The organism is Paenibacillus sp. NPDC056579, from assembly GCF_042793215.1.
GTDB lineage: Bacteria > Bacillota > Bacilli > Paenibacillales > NBRC-103111 > Paenibacillus_S.
Genome location: NZ_JBHTVD010000008.1, coordinates 199,792 through 223,041 on the forward strand (window position 1 = coordinate 199,792; position 23,250 = coordinate 223,041).

Genomic DNA, 23,250 nt, shown 5'->3' on the forward strand with positions numbered 1-23,250 from the left:
GTGGGTCGGATGCTGGAGAAAGGAAAGATTTCGGCGGTACAAATGGGGCTTATGCTGTATCCCACGGTATTGGGTACGGGGTTTCTCGTACTTCCGACCCTATCTTCCCGATATGCAGGCAACGATCTCTGGCTGACTAGTATGTTGGCTTCTTTGACGGGCGTCATCGCCATATATGCTGCATGCCGCTTGCACGATCATTATCCTAAACAGAGTATCGTTCAGTACAGCGAAAACATTGTCGGAACAATACCGGGTAAAATATTGGGCGTCATTTACTTCCTGTATTTAGTGCGTGCCACAGGGATCATTACCCGGGAATATGCCGAATTCGTCAAAGGCAACTTTTTGTTCAAAACACCGATTTTACTTGTTATTGCCTTAATGATTGTACTTGCTGCTGTGGCTGTACGCGGCGGTGTGGAGATGTTGGCCAGAAGTGCCGTCATTTTCACACCCATCTTTATTATTCCATTATTTCTTCTGCTGTTTCTGATCGGCCAGCTGGACTTGGGAAATATATTTCCCATCCTGAATCACGGACTCGTCCCTGTCCTTAGGGGAACAGCATCGCCTCAAGCCTGGATGAGCGAATTTTTTTTAATGACGTTTTTCTTGCCTTGCCTGCAGGATCCGGGAAAAGGAAAACAATGGGGCACGGTTTCGCTAATCGCGGTCGTTCTCAGCTTGACTTATGTCAATCTGATCACTTTATTTCTACTCGGGCCGGATATCGAGAATAAGTCGTATCCTGTCTTGACGGCTTTCCGCTATATCAGCGTCGCTAATTTTGTCGAGAATTTGGAGGCAGGTCTGTTAGCCATGTGGATCGTCGGAAACTTCGTCAAAATTGCAGTCTTCTATTATGCGACCGTGCTCTCATTAGCACATACCTGTCAACTGTCCGATTACCGGTCTATTGTGTTTCCAATCGGAATTTTGGCCGTCATATGCAGCATGTGGGGGCTGCCCGATTTACCGAAGGTCAAGCTGTATTTGAAACTGGTAGCCCCTTTCGAAATTACTACGATTCTCTTGATCATTCCGATGATCTTGCTGATTATCCGGGCTTTGCGCGCCAAGAAAACGAATGGCGGTGAAAAAGCGACCCGATGAAAGTCGGCGAAATAAGAACAGGGACTGGAATAAATCTTAACCTAAAGCGGGTGAACGGAACATGCTGGAGAAGGGAAAAATGTCCGCCTATCAAATGGGACTTCTTATGTACCCTCTTATTTTGGCTACAGGCTTTATAACGTTACCGGTCACTGCCGGAGAGTACGCAAAAAATGATTTATGGATGACACCCCTTGTTGCCTCCATATGCGGATTGATAAGCGTCCTTACAGCGATCCGGTTACATGAGCTGTACCCGAAGCAAACCCCAATCCAGTACAGCACTCGTATCGCAGGGAAAATACCTGGTAAAATACTCGGAATAGCATACTTTCTTTTGATCACCTCTATTTCAGGAACGGTTACCCGTCAATATGCGGATTTTGTGACCGGCAACTTTTTATTCAAAACACCGATCCTGTTAGTTATTTTCTCCATCCTTCTGCTCGCGGCCTTCGCCGTACGCGGCGGAGTGGAAATGATCGCAAGGAGCGCAACGATCTTCACGCCCTTCTTTATTCTTCCGACCTTTTTTCTCCTGTTTCTGATTCCTGACTTGGATGTGCGGAATCTGTTTCCGGTCCTTCATCATGGGTGGGTACCTGTACTCAAGGGGGCAGCTATGCCGCAAGCATGGTTCAGCGAATATTTCCTGATTTCGTTTTTTCTCCCGTACCTGACCGATCCGCAAAAAGGAAGAAAGTGGGGGGTCCTTTCCTTGAGCGCCGCCATAATGAGCTTGACATACGTCAATATCATTACTTTGTTCCTGCTTGGTGTGGACTCAAGCAATAAAATGTATCCGATTTTGGTTGCTTTCCGTTATATCAGCTTAGGCAATTTTTTCGAAAATTTGGAATCACTGCTTTTGGCCATGTGGGTGCTCGGAAACTTTGTCAAAATCGGAGGATTTTACTATACAGCGGCTCTTTCGCTCGCACAGTGCTTAAGTCTGTCCGATTACCGTCCGGTTGTCTTTCCCGTGGGACTCCTGATTATGGCTTGCAGCTTGTGGGGGCTGCCGACTTTTGCTGCGACTGCCATATATAACAGATTCATCATTCCGTTCGAATTGCCGCTTATGCTGACGGTCATTCCATTACTGCTGCTTTTGACAGCCATTTTCAAAAGAAAAGCATTGGGCAAAGGAGGGGCGGAGCAATGAAACGTATCGGGAAACCGGCCGTCGCCGTTCTGCTTCTGATCTTGCTTGGAGGCTGCTGGGACCGTACCGAGCTGAACGATTTGGCGGTGGTGACGGCTTTAGCCCTCGATATGGGAGAGAACAACCAGATCCGAACGACCATCCAAGTCATTATTCCGCAGAACCAGGGCGCAGGGGGGATGATGGGAGGGGGAGGAACCGGCGGAGGCGCGGCGCGGCGCACCACTATACGGTCAGAGCAAGGGTCCAATATCGCGGATGCATTATCCAAGCTGCAGCGGAAGATGCCGCGGAAGCTGTTTTGGGGGCAATGCAAAATATTTGTTTTCAGCGAAACGTTGGCTAAAGCAGGAATCCGGGAGCAATTCGATTTTTTGGTTCGTCATCCTCAGCCGCGCGAGAGAGCTTATATGTTTGTCAGTAAAGGGCTAGCCGCCGAAGCGCTTGAATTGTTTCCGCCTATCGAACGGTCCTCGGCGGAAGTGATGAGGAAATTATCCGATTTGCAAATCGGCATTCGTGTGACGCTGGAGCAACTGAGCCAGATGCTGAAAGGGGAAGCCCGATCGGCTATGCTCCCGCTGATCTACATTCTTCCGAAAGCGGTATCGGCCGAGCCGTATCAAACGATACCGTACATCTTCGGTACGGCCATATTCAAAAAAGACAAGATGGTTGGCGAAATATCGGAAAAAGTAACGCGCGGCGTCATGTGGATCAAAAATGAGATCAAAGAATATACCGTGACCTATAAAATCGGCAAGGAGGAAGGATTCGTATCGTTAAAACCGGTAAAAGCAAGGGTAAGGATGATTCCTGAAATGGATGGAAATCAGTGGAGGATGACCATCAAGGTGTATACGGAGGGGGATTTGGTTCAGAACGGAACCGTTCTCGATCCGATGGATCCGAACTTGTTAAAGAGCATGGAGGAGTCGTTTGCGAACGACGTGGCAGAACGAATCCGCCTAGCGCTTCGCGAGGCGCAGGAGCGGTTAAAAGTGGATATGTTCGGCTTCGCGACGGAATATTACCGTAAGTACCCTAAACAATGGGAGGCGGTAAAAGATCATTGGGATGACACATTTCCGGATGTGAAAGTGAAGGTTGAAGTGGAAGCACATATTCTTAGACCCGGACTTATTAACACCCCGGGAGGAATGCCTGAGGAAGAGGTGACGAAACAATGAGATGGACCTTCTTTTACATCGTTACGGTCTCTGTGTTGGTTATTGCATGGGTTGAATGGCCGCAGCTCAAAAAAAAGCCGAAGCGAGACCGGGTGGTATTCGTTTCGCTTCTTCTCCTGGGCTGGGGCTTGTCCATGCTGGACTTGCCGAATACTCCCGGCCCTCCGATGGTCCTAGAGGCCATCTTCAAGCCGTTATGGCCATTGTTGGAGCCATGAGAAGGCTGGGAGATGCAATTCGCATGGGGGGGAGGTGAAGGATACTCCCTTCACCTGACCCATTACGATGAAATCGGCAGGGTAACGGTAAACGTCGTCCCCTCACCGAGGCGGCTTTGCACTTGGATGCTGCCGTGGTGCATCTCGACGATTTTTTTCACGATCGACAGCCCGAGCCCGCTGCCGTTACTCTTGCCGCTGCGGTTGCGCGATTTATCCGCTTTGTAGAAGCGCTCGAAGATATGCTCCAAATCCTCCTGTGCAATGCCGATTCCGGTATCGGTAATCCGGATGACGGCCGAATCGGCCAGCCGCTGCAGGTGGATGCCTATCGTTCCTTTGTCCGGTGTGAACTTGATACAGTTGTTAATCAGGTTGACCCATACCTGACTCAACATATCTTCGTCTGCATGGACAGTTACTTCTTCGAGGTCGACGTCCATGTCAATCGCTTTGTCCAGCCATTGCGGCTCGCATGCCAGCACGATGCGGCGCAGCTGCTTATCCAGCCGATACGGCTTCGGCTCGTACGGGTGATGATTCGATTCGAGCGACGTCAGCTTGAGCAGGTTGTCGCTCAGCTTCGACAGCCGCTTGCTCTCCGTTTCAATAATGTCGAGATAGTGAAGCCGCTCCTCCGGGTTCAACTGCTCGTTGCGCAGGGCGCGGGCAAATCCGCTGATCGATGTCAGCGGAGACTGAATCTCGTGGGACACGTTGGAGATGAACTCCTGCCGCATTTGCTCCATCTGGTTCAGTTCTACCGCCATATGATTCAAGCTTTGCGACAGCTCGCCCCAAGGCCCGCGGTTATGAAGCGCCGTGAAGGTGACGTTGAAATCCCCACGTGCAATTTTGCGGATGGCGGCGACCATGTTTTTCAGAGCTTGCATTTGTTTTTTCCTTGCCGGAGTAGCGCAGAGAATGACGATGTAAAACAGGAGCAGATCCACTACGACCGTGAGAAGCTGCTTGCCGTAATCGTGAAACAGGCTTAACGCTTCCGCTTGAATGAATAGGGCATAAGGGCGCCCGCCTAGCATAAGAGTTTGGCCTGTAACGGCAAAGCCGGCCATGAACAGGTTCGGACGGTCCACGCGCTGGAGGATATCCCCCGACAGCACCTGAGCGACGTCGGCCGGATCGATGCTTTGGGCGAACGCCGAAGCGTCCGCTCCTCCCGAGTCGAGCTTGCGGCCCGTCGTGTCTATAAGCACGATGCGTTCTTTCTTAAGAAGCGCCAGCTGCTTCATCAGCATTTCCGCGTTCATCTCGCCTGAGTCGGGGCCGGACAATAAGGCGATTTTGCTGCCGCTTTCGAGCATGTCGGCCCACAGTGCCTCTCTGTCCCGCGCATCGTACATATAGGCGGTGATTAGAAACGCAATGGTCCAAAACAGGATGGTGACGACCAGAAAGCCGACTACGCTGGCAGCGAAGCGCAGCTTCATGGGAAAACCTCCAGACGGTAGCCCAAGCCCCGGATCGTGTTGATTTTAAAAGAGCACCGGTCTTCGGGAAACCGCTCGCGGAGACGGTTCACATGAACATCGACCGTTCTCTCGTTTCCTTCGAAATCGTAACCCCATATTTGCTCGATCAGCTGCTCGCGCGAAAACGTTTTGCCGGGGTAGCTCGCCAGCTTGAACAGCAGCTCGAACTCCTTTAAAGGGATGGTCATGCTTTCTCCTGCGACGGTGAGCTCATACGTTTTGCGGTTCATGGCCAGCTCACCGACTTGAACCGTCTGGGACGCGGCGATCCGGTACCGCTTCAGGAGCGCCTTCACCCGGGCGACCAGCTCGGGCGGATCGAACGGCTTGACGAGGTAATCGTCCGTACCGAGCTCGAAGCCTTTTACCTTCTGGGCCGTTTCACCCTTGGCCGTGAGCATGAGCAGGGGGAGCTCATAATGCTCCCTCAGCTCCTTGCACAGCTCCCAGCCGTCCATGTTCGGCATCATAATATCGAGAATGACCATATCGACAGTTAGCGACGCCAGCTTATTCAGTGCATCCTCGCCATCCACGGCCTCGTACACTTCAAAGCCCTCATTGCTTAAGAACACCCGAACCAGCTCGCGAATATGGGGATCGTCGTCCACGATCATCAGTTTTGTCATGGTTGTACCCGGCCTCCTTGCTGCAATATCCTCCAACGGATGGAACGGAATCATCATCGGTAATAGAAATAGCATACACCAGTTACTTCCTTTATACGAGTTCCGGCTTGGCTGCCGTTTCCGGGGCGCCAGCCGTCGCCGGCGCGGGTGCGGGTGCCTTGCGGGCTCCCCCGCCTTCGCCGTCCTGATTGGTCAAGCGGGCGTTGCCCATGAAGAAGCCGGCGATAAAGCCCAGGACGATAATAATAAAACCGGCGATAAACACTTGGTCGACTGCGGAGGTGAACACCTGCTGCAGCTCGAGCAGCACGTCTCGCGGGATGGCTGCCAGCGCTGCAGGATCGAGCAGGACGCGCGGATTGGCGAGCTGCTGCAGCTGCTCTGCCGGCAGCTGAGGGAGCTTGGCGCCGATGCCGCTCAGGCCCTCGGTCATCCGGCCCGCCATGAGCGCTCCCATAACGCTGACGCCGATCGTCCCGCCGATGGAGCGGAAAAATTGGACGGAGGACGTAGCGACTCCGCGCAGCTGACGGCCGACTTCGCTTTGCACGGCCGTATTGATGGTCGGCATAAGCGGGCCCATGCCCAGTCCGGCAATGATCATATACAGAATGATGGTCCCGCTCGTAGTATAAACGTCCATTTGCGCGAGCAGCGCGAATCCGATGCCGATAATCGTCATGCTGGCAACAATGATCGCTCTGTAAGGCACCTTGTTAAGGAGGCGTCCGCCGATCATAGCCGCAGCGAAGACGGACAGCATGAGCGGCGTCAAAATGTAACCCGCCATCGAAGGCTTGACGCCGATAACGCCCTGTACGAACAGCGGAATGTAGGTGATCGCACCAAACATGGCCGCGCTCATTAGAAAACCGGTCAAATACGATACGGCGATGACGCGGTTTTTGAACAGCTTCAAGGGCAGGATAGGCTCCTTCACTTTGGACTCGATCCATAGGAATACGGCCAGCAAGGCGGCGCTAACGGCTAGAAGGCCGATGATTTGCGGCGAGCTCCAAGCATAATGGACGGTACCGCCGCCTTCTCCGCTGCCTCCGAGCACAAGGGCAAGCAGCAGCGAAATAATCGATCCGCTCAAAGTAACCGCACCGAGCCAGTCGATCGTCCGCTTCTCGCTGCTTTTACTCTCCTTCAGCGCGGCAGCCATAATCAGCATGGCGGCAATGCCGAAGGGCAGATTGATGTAAAAGATCCAGTTCCAGCTGGCATGCTCAACGATAAAACCGCCGATTGCCGGACCGATAATGCTCGAGAGGGCGAATACGCCGCCGAACAGGCCCTGCATTTTGCCCCGCTGCTCCAGCGTTACGACATCTCCAATGATGGTCATTGCAATCGGCATCAGAGCACCGCCGCCGATGCCTTGAATGCCGCGGAAGACGATGAGCTCCGTCATATTGCCGGCCAAGCCGCACAATGCCGAGCCTATCATGAATAGCGACATTCCGATTAAATAAATGCGCTTGCGCCCGTACAGGTCGGCGAGCTTGCCGAAGATGGGCATGCTGGTCGTCGAGGTGAGCATATAGACGGAGAACACCCAGCTGTACAGCGACAGACCTCCCAGATCTTTGATGATGGTCGGCATGGCCGTCGACATAATCGTCTGATCCAGCGACGCCAGGAGCAGTCCCAGCAGAAGGCCGGTTAGAATAAGCTTCAGATTCGGTTTGTCGGAAGACATGGTTTCGATCTCTCCTTTATTTTTTTCTTGTGAGAGCAGAATACGATACTTTTTTAAACTGAATGTAAACGGAAGTTTATGGAAGCGGAAGCGGAAGACCTTGCGAGAAATTGAGGCTAGGAACGCGTAGGGAATCTTACAGAAATAAAAAAAACCGCACCGGGAAGGTGCGGGGGAAGGAACTATTTTGGCTGTAGTTATCGCTTTTCGTTATCTTGATGCTTTAAGCGTGAGCTGCGGTAGGCTTCGTGCCTTTGCCTGCTGTGTGGTTGGCGCCGTCTTTTTTATGAGCGAACCATTTGCGGAGCATTGGCATCAGGTAGTAGTCCAAACCGTATTTACCTGCGTTAGTGCCTGCGATGAATACGATACCGCCTACCAGGACTAGCCATGGGTTAGTGCTTACCGTACCGGCGAACATGAACATGAAGTTCATCATGAGTCCGAAGAACGCTGCCGCGGCAGTCAAGCAGCCGAGGATCAAGCCAAGGCCTACCAGGAATTCGCCGATCGGGATAAGGATGTTAATGAGCTTCACGTTCGGCAGTGCGAAGTTGTTCACGAAAGCGGTGAAGGTAGGGTAGACCAGCTCGCCGGTCGCTTTGTCCGCGATAGGCTTGGTGACCGCATTTTTCAGGAATCCTCCAGCGTCGAAGCCTCCTGTCAGCTTATGCCATCCTGCTGTTAACCACTCATAACCGACATACAATCTTACGAAAAGAAGAAGCATCGCCGCATATCTGTTTTCTCTAAGCCATTGTACCATGATCAGTCACTCCTCAAGTTTATTGGTGAAATATTTCACAATCCTGGGTAAAAAACAAGTTCGTTGGTTTATTTTGTGCCGGATCGTCGGGATCGTTTGGTTTGTAGTTTTGGTTTCATGACTCATGTTCCTTTCTTTTTTGTTTGCTTCCTTTCTACACTTTTAGTGTACTCAATTTGGATAACATTGTATGTGATTAAAATCACATACTCAAAAAAGTTTGTTCTTTTATCAAAAGAAATGAAAAGACCGCCTCCCGCGGATGACGATCCTTACGGTAGACGGCCTTCTTAAGCCCATGCATCAGGATGCTTCAGTACAAAGGTGGCGGCTGATATGCTTGCGGCCTAGAACAGCCCGGGAATGGAAGAATGCTTTGAATTTGGCTCAGCGGGTAGTGCTTGGTCGCGAACTGCGTGTGGTACAAATATTCGAGCAAATAGATTTCTCCGCCCTGTACGCTGCACAAAACGCCGGATACTCCTTGCCCGTTCGTCAAAGAGACGCCTACCGGCTTGCCGATTAAATACGGGATGCTTTGATTCCATGACATGTGCGGATTCCCCCTCATGCACTACTGTATGTAGAGGGAGGAGGGGAGGTTACCGGCCCAAGACTTCCGTCGGGCGAGCAAGACTGATTGTTAAGCCAGTCAGGAAAGCAGGTTGCATAGAAGCTCGAGATTACACGACACAGCCTGCTTCGAGCCATTGGTATAAAGGTGACAAAAATGATAGCGTTATTAATCTCCTGTAGCGGGTGGAGCATGCCTCACTTCTATGAGTATCGTGTCGCGGCCGTTTCTCTCCATATCCAGAACGGTTTGAATCAGCTTGATCGCTGCGTTCCATTTTTCCTGTTCGATAGCAGACTGGATAATTTCCTTCAGATCGTTTTTGGTTGTGAGATTATACTGCATTCGCATAGCCCCTTTACACAATATTCACATTTACATTGTATTGTTGCCATGAAATGTCAGTTTCAATCCTTTGCATGAGAAAACCTCTATCGAGGCCTCTCCTTTATCGCCAAAACACAATTTTTCATCCGATGACCTCGGAATCTTATGTACTTTATTGTGGAAAAAAGACGGCTCCCCTAAGTAGGAGCCGCCGTCTGTCAAATAGTTAAGCAGTTTAAAATTTCACGATCAAATGGCTTAGCGACGCATATTGGTAGCTTTGGTGGAGGAGCTCCGCTTTTTTGCGGCTGTCTCCGGCGCCCATCGCAAGAAAGAGCGGCAAGAAATGCTCGTAATCCGGCGTAGCTTGTTTGGCATGAGGTGCGAGCTGCAAATAATTGAACAGCTCTGCCGTATCCCATTTTTCCATATGCTCGATCAGCCAATCATCGAACTCCTTCGCCCAGGCATCGGCTTGCTCCGGTGCGGCGAAATTCATGGCGCGGAAGTTATGAACCGTCGCGCCGCTGCCGATGATCACGACGTTTCTTCGTTCGCTTAGCTCGGCAAGCGCCTGCCCGATTCGGTATTGCTGCTCAGGCGGCAGAGTAGGGTTGACGGAAAGAGCGATGACCGGGACATCGGCATCAGGGTACATATGACGCAGCAGCACCCATACGCCGTGGTCGAGTCCGCGAACCGTATTGCTTTGAGCCGGAATGCCTGCTGCTTCGAACAGAGCATTGATTTCGTCAGCGATGCTAACCGAACCGCGTGCTGGATACACAACCTGGAACAGCTCGTCGGGGAAGCCGCCGAAATCATAAATTGTTTCGTACACGCCGTCTGTTGACGTTACGGCTTGACCGCGGCTCACCCAGTGAGCCGAGAACACGATAACCGCTTCAGGCTTGCCCAGTTGATCGCCCAGCTGACGCAGCTCTCTGGTGTAAGGGAGATCCTGAATCGCCAGCATAGGGGAGCCATGACCGATAAACAACGAAGTTCCCATAATACTACCTCCTTATGAATGCAAGATTAGGATGCGTTAGGCGAAGCTCCGAACAACCGGTCGATGCCCCAGCCTTTTTTCGGTTCTACAGTGAGGAACAAAGCAATGAGCAAATAGGCGATCTCAAGCTCGAAGCCTGCGGCTTTGCCATCTCCGAGTAAGCCCAACGGCAGCTTGACGCTGATAATGGCGCCTGCCATCAGGACAATGTAGACAATCGAGATATAACGAGTGGCGAATCCGACGATGAGCAGCACTCCTCCGATTAGCTCGAGCCATGCGACTACGTAACCGAGCCCTCCCGGCAAACCGATGCTGTTGAACCAGCTCGCCACATTGCCAAGACCCATCTGCAGCTTGGCGATCCCATGAATTAAAAATAACACTCCGAATAGGATGCGTACTACCGTGTAAATAATACTTGCTTTAGGCACTGTACCGACTTCCTTTCATTAACTATAATTAAGTAAGTAACTTATACATTAAAGTTAGCACGTTTCAGTAAAGGCGTCAATAGAAATATTTATCATATAAATATAAAGTATGTATAATTAAACTTTTGAGGTGTTGAAGGTCGGTCGATCCGAGCGTGAGTTGGCGTTGAGCGTCTGTAAAGCGGAAAAACCGCGTTACAGGGAGGTGAAGTGGGAAGGAAGGCGGCTGTAAGAAGGAAATCCCGCGTTACAGAGCGGGAGGAGCTGGTGGAGAGAGAGTGTGAGCGTCTGTAAAGCGGAAAAACCGCATTACAGGGAGGTGTAGCGGGTATGAAGGCGGTTGTAAGAAGGAATTTCCGCGTTACAGAGCGAGAGAGCGGGTCATGAGAGGTGACGGAGCGTCTGTAAGGCGGAAAAACCGCGTTACGGGGAGGTGTAGGGGGAAGGAAGGCAGCAGTAAGAAGGAAATTCCGCGTTACAGAGCGGGAGGGGGGATCATGAGAGGTGACGGAGCGTCTGTAAAGCGGAAAAACCGCGTTACAGGGAGGTGTAGGGGGAAGGAGGGTGGCTGTAAGAAGGAATTTCCGCGTTACAGAGCGGGAGAGCGGGTCATGAGAGGTGACGGAGCGTCTGTAAAGCGGAAAAACCGCGTTACAGGGAGGTGAAGTGGGAAGGAAGGCGGCTGTAAGAAGGAAATCCCGCGTTACAGATCGTGAGAGCGGGTCATGAGAGGTGACGGAGCGTCTGTAAAGCGGAAAAACCGCGTTACAGGGAGGTGTAGGGGGAAGGAGGGTGGCTGTAAGAAGGAATTTCTGCGTTACAGAGCGGGAGGAGCGGGTCATGAGAGGTGACGGAGCGTCTGTAAAGCGGAAAAACCGCGTTACGGGGAGGTGTAGGGGGAAGGAGGGCGGCTGTAAGAAGAAAATTCCGCGTTACAGAGCGGGAGGGTGGGTCATGAGAGGTGAAGGAGCGTCTGTAAAGCGGAAAACCGCGTTACAGGGAGGTGGAGCAGGTAGGAAAGAAGCAGTAAGAAGGAAATTCCGCGTTACAGAACGGGAGGAGCTACTACCCACCGCATCGAAGGAGCTACGGCGATTCCGCCAAGCTCAACGGACCCAACTAGGCATCCGTTGGCGGCCGTACCAACAACAAAAAGCCGCGAATCCACCCAACCGGATTCACGGCTTTGTATCATATACCTGCTCTGCGAGCGATCTCATCCATTCGCGTCTTGCTCTCATGCATGATGCGCTCTTGGTCGAGCGTCAACACCTCGCGGTTCTTCATCACGAGCTTGCCGTCGATGATGACATCCTCGACATCCCGCGGCGTGACCGATTCCACGATCGTGTTGATCAGTATGCGCGAAGGGGTAATGTGCGGCTGATCGATATCGATCAGGATCAGGTCGGCTTTCTTGCCGGCCTCGACGGTCCCGATCTCATTCGCAAGCTGAAGCGCGCTGGCCCCGCCCGTTGTGATCATCTTAAGCAGCTCCTGCACGGGAACGACGAGCGGATCGAACACGGGGAGACCCCAGTAAGCGTGCAAACCGGAGCGGAAGATGCGCATTTCGTCGAACAAGCTCAGGTTCGACCCGGACGCGCCGTCGCTGCCCATGCCGATCGGCATGCCCATTTCGATCATGCGCGGCGTTTTCGGGAAGCCGTGCGAGTTGAAGTTGGCGCGCGGGCAGTGGACAATTTTCACGCCGTACTGCCTAAGCATCTCCAGCTCCCGTTCGGAGTAGACGACGTTGTGCGCGGTCAGTAAATTCGGCCCGAGCGCGCCGAGCGACTCCAGGTATTCGACCGGCCGCTTCTTGTACCGCTCCAGGCAGTACCGCACCTCGTCGCGGTGCTCGGCCAAATGCATGTGCAGCCCCGTGCCGTATTCACGGGCTTTCTCCGCCGCCGCTTGAATCAGCTCGGGCGAGCACGACATGACCTGACGGATGCCGAACCAGATCTGGATTCGGCCATCTCCTGCACCATTGTATTCACGGTGCAGCCACTCATTGTTATCGAGGATCGTCTCCGGCGGCTGCTTCATCGCATCCGGCAAAAAATCGCCGATATCGATACAAGACCGCGTAATCGCCGCCCTCATTCCGGACTGCACCGCCGCTTCGGCGACCTGGTGCATATGCACGCCGCCGGCGTCGGCAAAAGAAGTCGTCCCCGATTTGATCATCTCGAGACAGCTCATTTCCGCACTGACGCGGACGTCGTCTTCGTTCAGGTTGCTTTCGAACGGGACGAGGATACGCGACCAGATCATCGGGAGCTCGTCCATCGTGCGGCCTTTTAGCAGCTGCTGGCACGTATGCGTATGCGCGTCCACGAGCCCGGGCATACACAGCTTTCCTTTGCCGGACAGCGTTTCGGCAGGTTCATATTTGGCTGTCAGCTCATCATTCGGCCCGATTTCGATAATGCGCGTCCCGTCGACCGCTATGGCGCGGTGGTCAACGATTTCAAAGTCGGGGGTCATGACGCTGCAGTTTTTAATCAGCAAATCGCATTTCATGTTATCACCTTTTTTCTCTCTGGTTGCATCATTTTACGCCGCCTTCGGTCAAGCCCCTGACGATAAACTTCTGAAAGAACAAAACCAGAAGCAACACCGGCAAGCTGCCGACAATTCCGGCCGGGAACATGATCTCGTAGGCGACCCGGTCTTCTCCTATAAACTCGGCCATCCGGACGGACAACGTCTTCACATTCATATTCGTCATGGCGCTAGCAAACAAAAATTCGTTCCATGCTCCCATGAACACGAAAATGCCTGTCGTAACCAGGCCGCCCATCGAGAGCGGCAGTACGATTTTACGGATGACCTGCATGCGGGAGCAGCCGTCCAGCTTGGCGGCTTCTTCGATCTCGTAAGGAATCGAGATGATAAAGGCGCGGAACATCCACACGACGTAAGGAAGCGAAAAACTGATATAAGTCAAAATTAAGCCCTGATGCGTATACAGCAAGCCTGTCAGCCGCATAATCATAAACAGCGGAATAAGCAGAGCCATATGCGGAAGCATTTGCGATGCGAGCACGGTCAAAAAGAATGCGTTTTTGCGCGGAAACTGAAACCGGGCGAACGCATAAGCGCCAAGCGATCCTATCGACAAGGAGATGGCGGTCGTAAAGCCCGAGACGATCAAGCTGTTCAGCATAGCGGAAGTGAACGATTTTTCCTGCAGCAGCTGAAGGTAATACTTGAACGTCCATTCGCTGGGCCAAAGCTTCGGAGGGTTGCTGAACAAATCAAGCGGCAGCTTGAAGCTCGATAGCAGCAGCCATAGTATGGGAAACAGGATAAAGATCATCAGAGCAATCGAGATCAGGACCTGAACCGCTTTTTTTGCGTACTTCACGCTCAAAAACATCCCCTCGTGTAAGAATTGGGCAAAATTACTTTTTGCCGATCATGGCCAATATTTTTTGCTCGGCATCTTTCAGCGCCTGCTCTGGCGTCACTTTGCCGAGGACGGCGGCCAAGACATTGCGGGACAGCTCGTCCGTAATTTTCGTCGCCTGCTCATGACGGAACAAGCCGAACGGATATTGCATTTGCTCCGGAAGCAGTTTGTAGTGCGGGTATTTGGCCTGCAAGTCGGCATCCTTCACGACTTCGGCGTCGCTTGGAATTTTGCCGTTAGCGAGAGACATTTTCTTCTGCTGCTCGGCATTGGTTACGAATTTGATGTATTCCATGGCCCACTCTTTTTTCTTCGAGGAAGACGGAATCGCGAGACCGCCGGTTTCGCCGTAGGAGGCGGTTTTCAGCTTCGCGCCCGGAATAAGGGCTACACCCATTTGGTCAACGACCTTTGATTTCTCCTTGTCGTTAGCCATCGGCAGCGTCTGAGGAGTGTTCATGTTCATGGCGATGGTACCTTGGGTCAATACTTCCGCCATGGCGCCGGAGCTCGTAAATTCCTTCGATTGCGGGCTCATAATGTTGTGCTTTAAGTTCATATCGGCCATCAGTTGCAGAGCGGCTACGCCTTCCGGACTGTTGAAGGTCGGACGGTCGTTCTGGTAATCCCAGAATTCGCCGCCGTTGGAGCGCAAATGCACGATGAAGCTGGAGTAGGACAAGATCCCGCCCAAAGATTCCGCATAAGGGGACACTTTATCGGCATTGATTTTTTTGGCTGCCGTGATCAGCTCATCCCACGTTTTCGGCGGATCTTGGATCAGCGTCTTGTTATAGTAGAACTGCCACAGCCACACGTAGCGGGGAATCGCATACTGCTTCCCTTTGTAGGACATCGCTTCCATCGTTTGCGGATTCAGCCGTTTTTTCATATCGTCGGTGACGTAGGAGTCCAATGGCTCCAGAAAGCCCTTGGAGGCAAATTCGGTCGCCCAGTCGTCGCGTACGTGCACGACATCGTATTCGCTGCTGCCGGCCGTGAACGACACGAACACCTTATCGTGCAGCTGCATGAAAGGCACAGTTTCGTACTTGACCTTGATGCCCGTAGCTTTCGTAAACTCTTCGTTTTGCTGCTTCCAGAACGGCTCGTCCAAGTACAGGACGGTGATTTCCTTGTTCTCCTTATCGGCTCCTCCAGCCGCTTGGCCGCCTTGATCGGCAGGCGCTCCACAAGCCGCCAGCATCGAAGCGGACAGTGCGCCGACAACCCCCATTTTCATCCATCTCACATGTTTTTTTTCCATGAATCTTTCCCCCTTGGATTAATCGTTTTTGCCTATGGTTTTTAAGTAAACTGCCGTAAAAAGCAGCGTACAAAGCGTTATGAAAAACGCCAGCGCCGAGCCGTAGCCCATGTCGAAATTGCGGAAGGCCTGCTCGTATGCATACACGTTGATCACCATCGTCTTATCCAGCGGACCGCCTTGCGTCAGCACCCAAATGATGTCGAAGGCGCGCAAAGCCCACATCGTCTCCATGACGAACAGCACCATCAGGACCGGCCGAAGAGAAGGGAGGGTAATATGGAAAAAACGCTGGATCGTTCCTGCGCCGTCCACTTGGCCCGCGTCATACAGCTCCTTCGAGATCGTCTGCAGACCGGCCAGCAGGATGAGCGCCGCGAAAGGAACGCTTTTCCAAATGTCCGCGACAATGACCGCACCGAGCGCCGTCGAGCCTTCGGCCAGCCACGATTTATACTCGTCGATCAGACCCAGCTTCAGCATCAGCTCGTTAATGATCCCGTTGTTGCCGTTGTACATCCATTTCCACATGAGGCCGTTGACGACATTCGACAATGCCCACGGGATGAGAAATATTTTTTTGAAAAATTCGCCGCCCCATATGCCGTGAAAAATAGTGAGAGCGATGCCAAAGGCGATAACCAGCGTTCCAACGACTTTAGCCGCCGTAAAAAGAAACGTTTGCAGCAGCACGTTCGGAATGCGCAAATCCTGCAGCAGCAACGCATAATTATCGAGGCCGATGAAGGTGAAATGGGCGCGGCCTGCGGCGAAATCCATTTTCGTAAATGAAAGAAACAAGGCGTACGCCATCGGAAACAAGATGGTCATGGCCAGCAAAATATACGTCGGCGTTAAATAAATGCCGGCCGCAGCCGAATCCGACAGCCGGTCAAAGCGATTCACCCAGCCCGTATGCCCGGGGGTCTTGCCATGCTTGCTCATGCGGGGTTGTCCTCCTTTTATCTGCTGAATGCTTGGTCGACCCGATCGAGAAATTCGGAGACAAACCGGTCTGCATCCACTTCCATGCACACCTGCGTGTTCGGACCGCCGGGAGATACCCGGCGAATATCCTCGACCGTGCGGCCTAACGCATCGTCGTCCAGATCGACGGTAATATGCATCGGCACGGTCGCCACCAGATCCGGATGAGCGGCTACGCCGACGGCCAGAGGATCGTGCAGCGCACAGCCTTGCAAATACGGATGGTATTGCTTGTAAGCCTGCATGTAGTACTCCGTAAAGCTTGCGAAGAAGACGCTGCTCTCCGTGTTCTTCTCCCGCCACATCGCTACGGCCTCTTGCCGCAGCACGGTCTTTCTCGTCACATCGAGCCCGACCAGTGTGATCGGCAGCTCGGAGGAGAAGACGATGTGGGCCGCATGAGGGTCGATGATGATGTTCGCCTCTGCGAACTTCGTGACGTTGCCGGGCGTGGCGACCGCGCCGCCCATCGTTACGACGCGCCCGAGCTTGCCGACAATGTCGGGCGCCTTCCGGATCGCCAGCGCCAGGTTCGTGAGCGGCGCTGTGGTCACGAGCGTCAAATCGCGGCCGTACTTGCGCGATTGCTCGATAATGAAGTCGACGGCGTGCGTGCCGTCGGCGGTCCGCTTCGGCTCGCGGCGGGGGACGTCACCGAGCCCGTCGTTGCCGTGGAACTTGCCGCTGTAGGCGCGGCTTCGCACGAGCGGCTGTTCCGCACCGCGGAATACCGGCGCGTCGCACTTCAGCTGCTCCAGTACGAGCAGCGTGTTACGTACGGAGTCATCGACCGGAGCCATGCCGTATGTCGTCGTGACGCCAAGCAGCTCGAGCTCAGGCGATGCCGCAGCATAGGCGATTGCCAAGGCATCGTCGATGCCCGTATCCATATCCAAAATCACTTTGCCCACCAAGATATCCTCCTTCGCTGCCGTCTTATAGTTGTAGAGTAGATACCGGCATCCTTTTTGTACGGTATGAATAGTGTTCCATCCGAATCCGAATGCAAATGCATAGAGATGTTCCTTTTGCATTACATGACGAGAGTTGTGTTCTTATATGCGGGACATCGTTCTCTTAGATGATTAAAAAAATTAGACTCCGCCGAGTCTATTGGATATAAGCTCCGCCGCGTTCTGGCATTGCTGCAGCAGCTGATCCGTAATTTTGCTCATCCGGAACTCGAGTCCCGATATCGACAAGCCGGCTATCACTTCGCCTGTATGGTCTCTAATAGGAACGGCGATCCCCATGCCACCGAGCGAGAAGTCGTTCGAGGAGATACAGTACCCCTGCTCTCTAATCGTCTGCAGATGATCGAGCAGCTCCGACGGGTCTACGATGGTATATTCCGTATACTTTTGCAAACCACTGGATATAATTTTGTTAATCTTGTCGGGCGAAAGGTTAGCGAGTAATATCTTGGTAGTGGCCCCTGCATGCAAGGACACTCTTTTACCGAGAGGCGACGTGTATCGCACACTCTGCGGACTTTCGACCTTTTCAATACATATGCCCTCGAGTCCGTCGACGATCATGAGCATGACGGTTTCGCCGGTGCTTGCGCACAAATCCTCCATGATCGGCTTGGCGACCGTTCGCAGACTCATCCGGTTGGCGACGATCGTTCCCAGCTCGAACAGCTTGATGCCGAGCGAGTATTTTTGCGTGACCGGACTCTTGCTGACAAAGCCGCGATGCTCTAAGGTGACCAGCATCCGGTGAACGACGCTTTTGTACAAGCCCAATTGCTCGCTAAGCTCGGTAACCCCCCATTCGGGCTTGTCTGCGGTGAAGCATTCGAGCAATCGTAAAATGCGGTCCCCGGTTTCTAATACAGCGGTTTTCTTCACGTTATTTTCCATCGAAATGTTACCTTTCGTTCCGCAAATAAGAACGGTGTTCTTTTATTGTAAAAACTCAATTTCATTATATCTCATTTTATGTCGAACGCAATCACTTTCATGGAAATTTTCATCAAGAAAAAAACTACGGCGCTCCTTCTAAAGGAGACCGTAGTCGGATGGTAAGCCAAGCACGTTTCTTTTAGGGCTGTTGCCTCGCATAGGGAGGCTGTAGCTTTTAGTCCACAAGAAGCTTTATAATGTCCTGCTTTCATTGAAGCTCGCAATGAGAATAACCGCCGATTCTTCCCCGATATTGGTAACTTTATGGGGGACGCACGCCTGCCACGAAAAGGTGTCCCCTTCCTCCAGCGTATATTCGTCTTCCCCTTGAGAGACGCTGACTTTTCCTTTCAGCACCATATGGCACTCCACGCCTTCGTGGACGCTCTCACCGTTGTCCGGCATGCCGGCCGGAATCTCGATCATCATCAGCCGTAGGCCGCCTTCTTCGCTCAAATGCTCGACCTTCAGCTGATCCTTGTACATGCTGAACGATCTCTCGTCCTTGCGCACCACTTTCATGCGCTCCTCCTGCTTCAGCAAGAGAAAGGCGAGCGGAACCTGCAAAACATTAGCTATAGAATCCAGCGTGGCCAGCGAGGGCGACGTTTTGTTGTTTTCGACGAGGCTCATAAATCCTTGGGACAGTCCGGTCGCTTCGCATAGCTGTCCGATCGTGATGCCTCTCTTTTTGCGTATGGTCCGTATCGTTGCTCCAATCTCCATGATTCCAACTCCATTTGTTCGCGACCAAGGAGAATGCGGATGCAGACCCCCGAATCGAGTTAAAGTGCTGCTCTCATCTTATCGAATCGGGGGCGGATTTGCAAAGCAAAGATAGCCTTTATTCCTGCAGAATTTCGACCGGCTTTTCTTGCGGAGATTCGGCGGGCTTGGCCCTTCTCAGGAAGAAAGCGAAGAACAACCCGATCAAAGTAATTAGCGTAGCGACCAAAAAGGAGTCGTTGATGCCGTTAATGGTCGATTGCACCGTGGCCAACGAGAACAGCGTCTGGATGGCCAGAGTACCGCCTGCCTGAGCCGCTTGGCCCGAGGCTTCAGCCAGCTGCAAGCCGAACTGATTGATATTGTCGGCAACTAGCGTGTTCGCCGCCGTAAGCTGGGTCGAATAGTCGGCCATATGAATAGTCGTGCGGCTCGACATGACGGTGACGAGGAGCGCCGTACCGATGGAGCCGGCGACCTGCCGCGTCGTATTGGACATCGCCGTTCCATGGCTGCCCAGGGTTCTCGGCAGCTGGTTCAAGCCTGCCGTCTGCACGGTCATCATCAGCAGGGACATGCCGAACATGCGCACGGTGTATAGCAGCATGATGTGATTGTAAGTGGAATCGCTCGTCAGCTTGCTGAATTCGAGCGTAGTGATAGCAGTGATAATCAGCCCGGCAATGGCGAGGGGCCGAGCTCCAATCCGGTCGAACAAGGCGCCGGAGATCGGCGACATGACGCCCATGACCAGCGCGCCCGGCAAGAGCAGGAGGCCGGATTGCAGCGGCGTGAAGCCGCGGATATTTTGCAGGTAGATCGGCAGCAAAATCATCGCCCCGAGCATCGCCATATTGACGGCGGCGCCGATAATCGTGCTCATCGTGAATACGTCATATTTAAACACGCTTAGATTCAGCAGCGGCTGCTTCGCGGTCAGTTCTCTCCAGATAAAGAGGAGGAGGAACAGCACTCCGATGATGAAGCTGCAGACGACTAGAAGGTCCGACCAGCCTCTGCTGCCCGCCTCGCTGAAGCCGAAGAGCAGGGCGCCGAAGCCGATGGTGGAGAAAATGGCCCCCGACGTATCCAGGGAAGGGTACGTCAGCTTCGTAACGTTACGCAGCCATTTGATGGCGAGTAAAATATCGATCACACCTAAGGGAATCATCGCATAGAACAGGATGCGCCAGGTGTAATTTTGCACGACCCAGCCGGCAACCGTCGGGCCGATGGCGGGAGCGAAGATCATGACGATTCCCATCGTTCCCATCGCGGCACCGCGTTTTTCCGGGGGAAAGACAGCGAGAAACACATTCGTGATCATAGGCATCAGCACGCCGGCTCCGATCGCCTGGATAATCCGGCCGAGGAGCATGATGGAGAAGTTCGGCGCAATGCCGCAGATGAGTGCCCCGACGGTGAACGAAAGCATGGCGAATAGGAACAGCGACCGGGTCCCGTAGCTTTCAATGAGATAGGCTGTAATCGGAATCAGGACGCCGTTGACTAGCATATAAGCGGTCGACAGCCATTGAATCGTTGTGGCGGAGACATTGAAATCGTTCATCATATGAGGGATCGCCACATTGATGAGCGTTTGATTCAAAATGGCCACGAACGCCCCGGCCATGAGCACCGTGAGCGTCTTGCCAACGGATATGTTCTCCATGACGGCCCCCTTTATAGATGAATTCGTACGGAAACGTTCATTCCGGGAACGATAGCCAAACCGTTATATCCATCCAAAGTTATGGTTACGGGAATGACCTGGGTCACCTTCGTATAGTTCGCGTTCGTGTTGGAGCTGGGCAAGAGAGAGAAGGAGCTTGCGGTGGCAAGTCCGACTTTGTCCACACGGCCCGTCAGCGTAGTCCCGGGAAAGGCGTCCGCATAAACGTCCACAGTTTGGCCGACTTTGATGTTGTTGATTTTGGTTTCCTCTATATTAGCAGTGACCCATAAATGATTCAGGTCAAAAGCCCGCGCCAGCGTAGTTCCGGTTGCGACGAACGAGTTCGGAACGATCGACTGCTGTACGATGGTAGCGTCAATCGGCACGGTCAGGTCGACCTTGGCTGCTCCGCCCGCAGGCTGGATGCTGCCTACCCGGTCACCGGAGCGGTAAGCTTTGCCCACTTGTCCGTTCCATTCGACGAGCTGGCCTGAGGCCACGGCGGCAACGGTGACGGGCTGGCCTTCGAACTTGGCGTTCTCGGTCGACACATAGTTGATCGACAGATTGTAGTAGTAAATGGCAGCCCCGGCGCCTCCCAGGATAAGAACCAGAACGATGATGTTGATCAAAATGACTTTGCTCATGGCAATTCCTCCAAGTGTCCTATTTTCTGTACACATTTTCTCCTGTTGGTTAGCCGTTTATGCAACAATTTCTATCGGCTGCGATGCTGCCCCGGAATCATACTTTGGCGCTTAATGGGGAAAATTGATGAAGAAAGAAAGGACAGGAGGACCCGCCATGAAAATTTACATCGTTTACGACAGCGAGAACGGGCATACGGAGGCGCTGGCCCGGTCCATTTATGAGGGAGCCAAAAGCCACCCCCAAGCTGAAGTTCATTATCATCATGTCAGCGAGGCGAATCCTAACGATACCGTCGGGATGGATGCCATCATATGGGGATGTCCCGGTCACTTTGGAACAATCAGCGCCGGGATGAAAAGCTGGATCGACCAGCTGGGCTATTTGTGGGCTCAGGGCAAGCTGATGGATAAAATAGGGGCCGTATTTTGCACGACGGCAACGGTTCACGGCGGGATTGAGGCGACGATGCTGAACCTGATTACGCCGATGCTGCATCAAGGGATGATTATTGTCGGATTGCCGGGCAATATCCCGGAAAATGCGCTGTACGGCTCGTACTACGGCGTCGGAGTCACCTGCCCTGTAGAAGCCTCGCGCGAGGATCCGCCGAACCTTCCATCGGAGAACGATTTGGCTCTCGGAAGGGCGCTTGGCCTTCGGGTCGCGACGATTGCCGGCAAAATGCAGTCAAATAACCAGAGATAGGACGATCTCTTATGCAATATATCATCTTTGCAGCTATTGCTGTTGTCGGGCTCGCGTTTCTCATTATTTATAATATCCGGGTCGATTCCAGCCGGAAGAAGGCGGAGCGGGCGGCCGCTTCGCAGCCGGCGGACAACCCGGCGGCAGTAAAGGATAAGACGGAGGCAGCAGCCGGTCCGGACGGCATGGCAGAAGCGGAAGCTAGACCCGCGATTGAGGCGAACGCCTCCGAATCGCTGGCCGCTGCTCCGACTAAAGAAAGTGCAGCGGAGGAGACCGTCTCCCGTACCCGGACTACGGGAAAAGAAGCCAGAAGGCACAGCGACCATGATTATCGTGAGGCCTTGCGAAACTTCGGCAGCGCCAATCCGGATCAAGAAGAAGAGAAGCTGGAGGAGCCTCCGCCGAACCTGTCGAAGGATCAGCAATTCCGGGATGCGCTGCGGTCCATCCAAAACAAGGATTGAAAAACCCGGCTTGCAGGGCGAGACGCCAGCAAGCCGGGTTTTTGCGTTGGATACTCTATTGAACTTCAACGGATTTAATAGCAGGAATATCCTGAATGATGGAGGCGAGCGAGTCTGCTCCCATGGCAGCCGGAAGCTTAACGACCAGCTCCAGCACGATGTCGGACGCTTCTTTGTCCGTACCTTCGGCGTGAAACCGAAGCATGGTGATGTTCTTCTCCTTGAGGCGCTGAAGAACCTGCTCGATGCTGCCGGGCTCATCGGTGATCCGAATCGTCACCTGCTCGGTTTTGGGCGAGGCAAGCCAGTTGAAACGGCCGTGCAGCACCATTTGCGCCAGCAAAATGATCAGCGTGACGCCGCCCCCGAGCCAGTACAGTCCGGAGCCTATGGCCATTCCCATTCCTGCGGTAGCCCAGATGCCGGCAGCCGTAGTCAGTCCTTTTACCGTTTGCTTCTGCATAAAGATCATTCCAGCACCAAGGAAACCGACCCCGCTAACTACCTGTGCCGCGATCCGGGACGGGTCGAGCGATAAGTTGTGCCAACCGATCTGATCCTGAAATCCGTATTTGGAGACGATCATCATCATGGATGCACCGACGGCTACGACAAAATGGGTACGGATTCCTGCCTCCTTCATCCGGTTTTTACGCTCATAGCCGATAAGTGCGCCGCAGATGCCCGCCAGCAAAACCCGAATCAAATAATCAAATTCCATAAGACCACCTTCCTTGCCAGTTATAGTGTCCATATAATGAATGCGTTACCAACAGTGTGTAGTGGTAATGCATGGGATAGGGGTAAATGGTGTT

Annotated in this window: 24 protein-coding genes; 6 read left to right on the top strand and 18 right to left on the bottom strand. The window is 53.1% G+C overall.

The features are described 5' to 3' along the window. Positions 1-9 precede the first annotated feature (9 nt). The 4 genes from ACFQ88_RS27670 (at position 10) to ACFQ88_RS27685 (ending at position 3,689) form a co-directional block, all read left to right on the top strand. On the top strand, positions 10-1,116 hold the full coding sequence (locus tag ACFQ88_RS27670) for a GerAB/ArcD/ProY family transporter (protein WP_379459265.1): 1,107 nt from the start codon (positions 10-12) through the stop codon (positions 1,114-1,116). A gap of 61 nt (positions 1,117-1,177) precedes the next feature. Then, a complete protein-coding gene (locus ACFQ88_RS27675; protein WP_379459267.1) occupies positions 1,178-2,281 on the top strand; it encodes a GerAB/ArcD/ProY family transporter in 1,104 nt (367 codons plus the stop codon). Continuing rightward, positions 2,278-3,471, top strand: a complete 1,194-nt coding sequence (locus ACFQ88_RS27680; RefSeq protein ID WP_379459269.1) for a Ger(x)C family spore germination protein — start codon at positions 2,278-2,280, stop codon at positions 3,469-3,471. The genes ACFQ88_RS27675 and ACFQ88_RS27680 overlap by 4 nt, the downstream gene beginning before the upstream one ends. After that, positions 3,468-3,689, top strand: a complete 222-nt coding sequence (locus ACFQ88_RS27685) for a hypothetical protein (RefSeq protein ID WP_379459271.1) — start codon at positions 3,468-3,470, stop codon at positions 3,687-3,689. The genes ACFQ88_RS27680 and ACFQ88_RS27685 overlap by 4 nt, the downstream gene beginning before the upstream one ends. A gap of 62 nt (positions 3,690-3,751) precedes the next feature. Here the strand turns inward: ACFQ88_RS27685 and ACFQ88_RS27690 are convergent, their stop codons facing one another. The 17 genes from ACFQ88_RS27690 to ACFQ88_RS27770 form a co-directional block, all read right to left on the bottom strand. Further along, positions 3,752-5,140 carry a HAMP domain-containing sensor histidine kinase gene (locus ACFQ88_RS27690; protein ID WP_379459273.1) on the bottom strand — a complete coding sequence of 463 codons (1,389 nt, stop codon included), beginning with the start codon at positions 5,138-5,140 and terminating at the stop codon, positions 3,752-3,754. Then, the gene (locus tag ACFQ88_RS27695; RefSeq protein WP_379459276.1) at positions 5,137-5,811 is read right to left on the bottom strand and encodes a response regulator transcription factor; all 675 of its coding nucleotides are present in this window, start codon (positions 5,809-5,811) and stop codon (positions 5,137-5,139) included. Before ACFQ88_RS27695 ends, ACFQ88_RS27690 begins: the two co-directional genes overlap by 4 nt. Positions 5,812-5,902: 91 nt before the next feature. Further along, positions 5,903-7,516: an MDR family MFS transporter gene (locus ACFQ88_RS27700; RefSeq protein WP_379459278.1), complete on the bottom strand. Its 1,614-nt coding sequence runs from the start codon at positions 7,514-7,516 to the stop codon at positions 5,903-5,905. A 223-nt stretch (positions 7,517-7,739) separates the two neighbouring features. Further along, complete coding sequence (locus tag ACFQ88_RS27705; RefSeq protein WP_379459280.1) at positions 7,740-8,282, bottom strand: DoxX family protein; 543 nt, start codon at positions 8,280-8,282, stop codon at positions 7,740-7,742. Between the two features lie 313 nt (positions 8,283-8,595). Continuing rightward, positions 8,596-8,835, bottom strand: a complete 240-nt coding sequence (locus ACFQ88_RS27710) for a hypothetical protein (RefSeq protein WP_379459282.1) — start codon at positions 8,833-8,835, stop codon at positions 8,596-8,598. 189 nt (positions 8,836-9,024) lie between these two features. Beyond that, entirely contained in the window at positions 9,025-9,201 is a 177-nt protein-coding gene (locus tag ACFQ88_RS27715; protein ID WP_239630751.1) for a hypothetical protein, read from the bottom strand. A 217-nt stretch (positions 9,202-9,418) separates the two neighbouring features. Then, positions 9,419-10,195, bottom strand: coding sequence for a DODA-type extradiol aromatic ring-opening family dioxygenase (locus tag ACFQ88_RS27720; RefSeq protein ID WP_379459285.1), 777 nt, complete (start codon positions 10,193-10,195; stop codon positions 9,419-9,421). A gap of 26 nt (positions 10,196-10,221) precedes the next feature. Beyond that, a complete protein-coding gene (locus ACFQ88_RS27725; protein WP_239630753.1) occupies positions 10,222-10,629 on the bottom strand; it encodes a DoxX family protein in 408 nt (135 codons plus the stop codon). A gap of 1,191 nt (positions 10,630-11,820) precedes the next feature. After that, positions 11,821-13,158 (bottom strand): amidohydrolase family protein, encoded by a 1,338-nt coding sequence (locus tag ACFQ88_RS27730; protein ID WP_379459288.1) that lies wholly within the window; start codon positions 13,156-13,158, stop codon positions 11,821-11,823. A gap of 28 nt (positions 13,159-13,186) precedes the next feature. Next, on the bottom strand, positions 13,187-14,005 hold the full coding sequence (locus tag ACFQ88_RS27735) for a carbohydrate ABC transporter permease (protein WP_239630755.1): 819 nt from the start codon (positions 14,003-14,005) through the stop codon (positions 13,187-13,189). A gap of 37 nt (positions 14,006-14,042) precedes the next feature. Then, the gene (locus ACFQ88_RS27740; protein WP_239630756.1) at positions 14,043-15,317 is read right to left on the bottom strand and encodes an ABC transporter substrate-binding protein; all 1,275 of its coding nucleotides are present in this window, start codon (positions 15,315-15,317) and stop codon (positions 14,043-14,045) included. An 18-nt stretch (positions 15,318-15,335) separates the two neighbouring features. Continuing rightward, a complete protein-coding gene (locus tag ACFQ88_RS27745) occupies positions 15,336-16,262 on the bottom strand; it encodes a carbohydrate ABC transporter permease (RefSeq protein WP_379459292.1) in 927 nt (308 codons plus the stop codon). Positions 16,263-16,279: 17 nt separating this feature from the next. Next, a complete protein-coding gene (locus ACFQ88_RS27750) occupies positions 16,280-17,215 on the bottom strand; it encodes a nucleoside hydrolase (RefSeq protein WP_379459294.1) in 936 nt (311 codons plus the stop codon). 183 nt (positions 17,216-17,398) lie between these two features. After that, positions 17,399-18,169, bottom strand: coding sequence for an IclR family transcriptional regulator (locus tag ACFQ88_RS27755; RefSeq protein ID WP_379459296.1), 771 nt, complete (start codon positions 18,167-18,169; stop codon positions 17,399-17,401). A 234-nt stretch (positions 18,170-18,403) separates the two neighbouring features. Continuing rightward, on the bottom strand, positions 18,404-18,937 hold the full coding sequence (locus ACFQ88_RS27760; RefSeq protein WP_239630760.1) for a helix-turn-helix domain-containing protein: 534 nt from the start codon (positions 18,935-18,937) through the stop codon (positions 18,404-18,406). A gap of 118 nt (positions 18,938-19,055) precedes the next feature. Continuing rightward, positions 19,056-20,609, bottom strand: coding sequence for a DHA2 family efflux MFS transporter permease subunit (locus ACFQ88_RS27765; protein ID WP_379459299.1), 1,554 nt, complete (start codon positions 20,607-20,609; stop codon positions 19,056-19,058). Between the two features lie 11 nt (positions 20,610-20,620). Then, positions 20,621-21,259, bottom strand: a complete 639-nt coding sequence (locus ACFQ88_RS27770) for an HlyD family secretion protein (protein WP_239630762.1) — start codon at positions 21,257-21,259, stop codon at positions 20,621-20,623. Between the two features lie 157 nt (positions 21,260-21,416). On the opposite strand from ACFQ88_RS27770, the gene ACFQ88_RS27775 reads away from it, so the two are divergent. Both ACFQ88_RS27775 and ACFQ88_RS27780 read left to right on the top strand, forming a co-directional pair. Then, positions 21,417-21,968 (top strand): NAD(P)H-dependent oxidoreductase, encoded by a 552-nt coding sequence (locus tag ACFQ88_RS27775; protein ID WP_239630763.1) that lies wholly within the window; start codon positions 21,417-21,419, stop codon positions 21,966-21,968. Between the two features lie 11 nt (positions 21,969-21,979). Further along, complete coding sequence (locus ACFQ88_RS27780) at positions 21,980-22,435, top strand: hypothetical protein (protein ID WP_379459302.1); 456 nt, start codon at positions 21,980-21,982, stop codon at positions 22,433-22,435. 55 nt (positions 22,436-22,490) lie between these two features. Here the strand turns inward: ACFQ88_RS27780 and ACFQ88_RS27785 are convergent, their stop codons facing one another. Continuing rightward, positions 22,491-23,156, bottom strand: coding sequence for an MgtC/SapB family protein (locus ACFQ88_RS27785; RefSeq protein WP_239630765.1), 666 nt, complete (start codon positions 23,154-23,156; stop codon positions 22,491-22,493). Positions 23,157-23,250 lie beyond the last annotated feature (94 nt).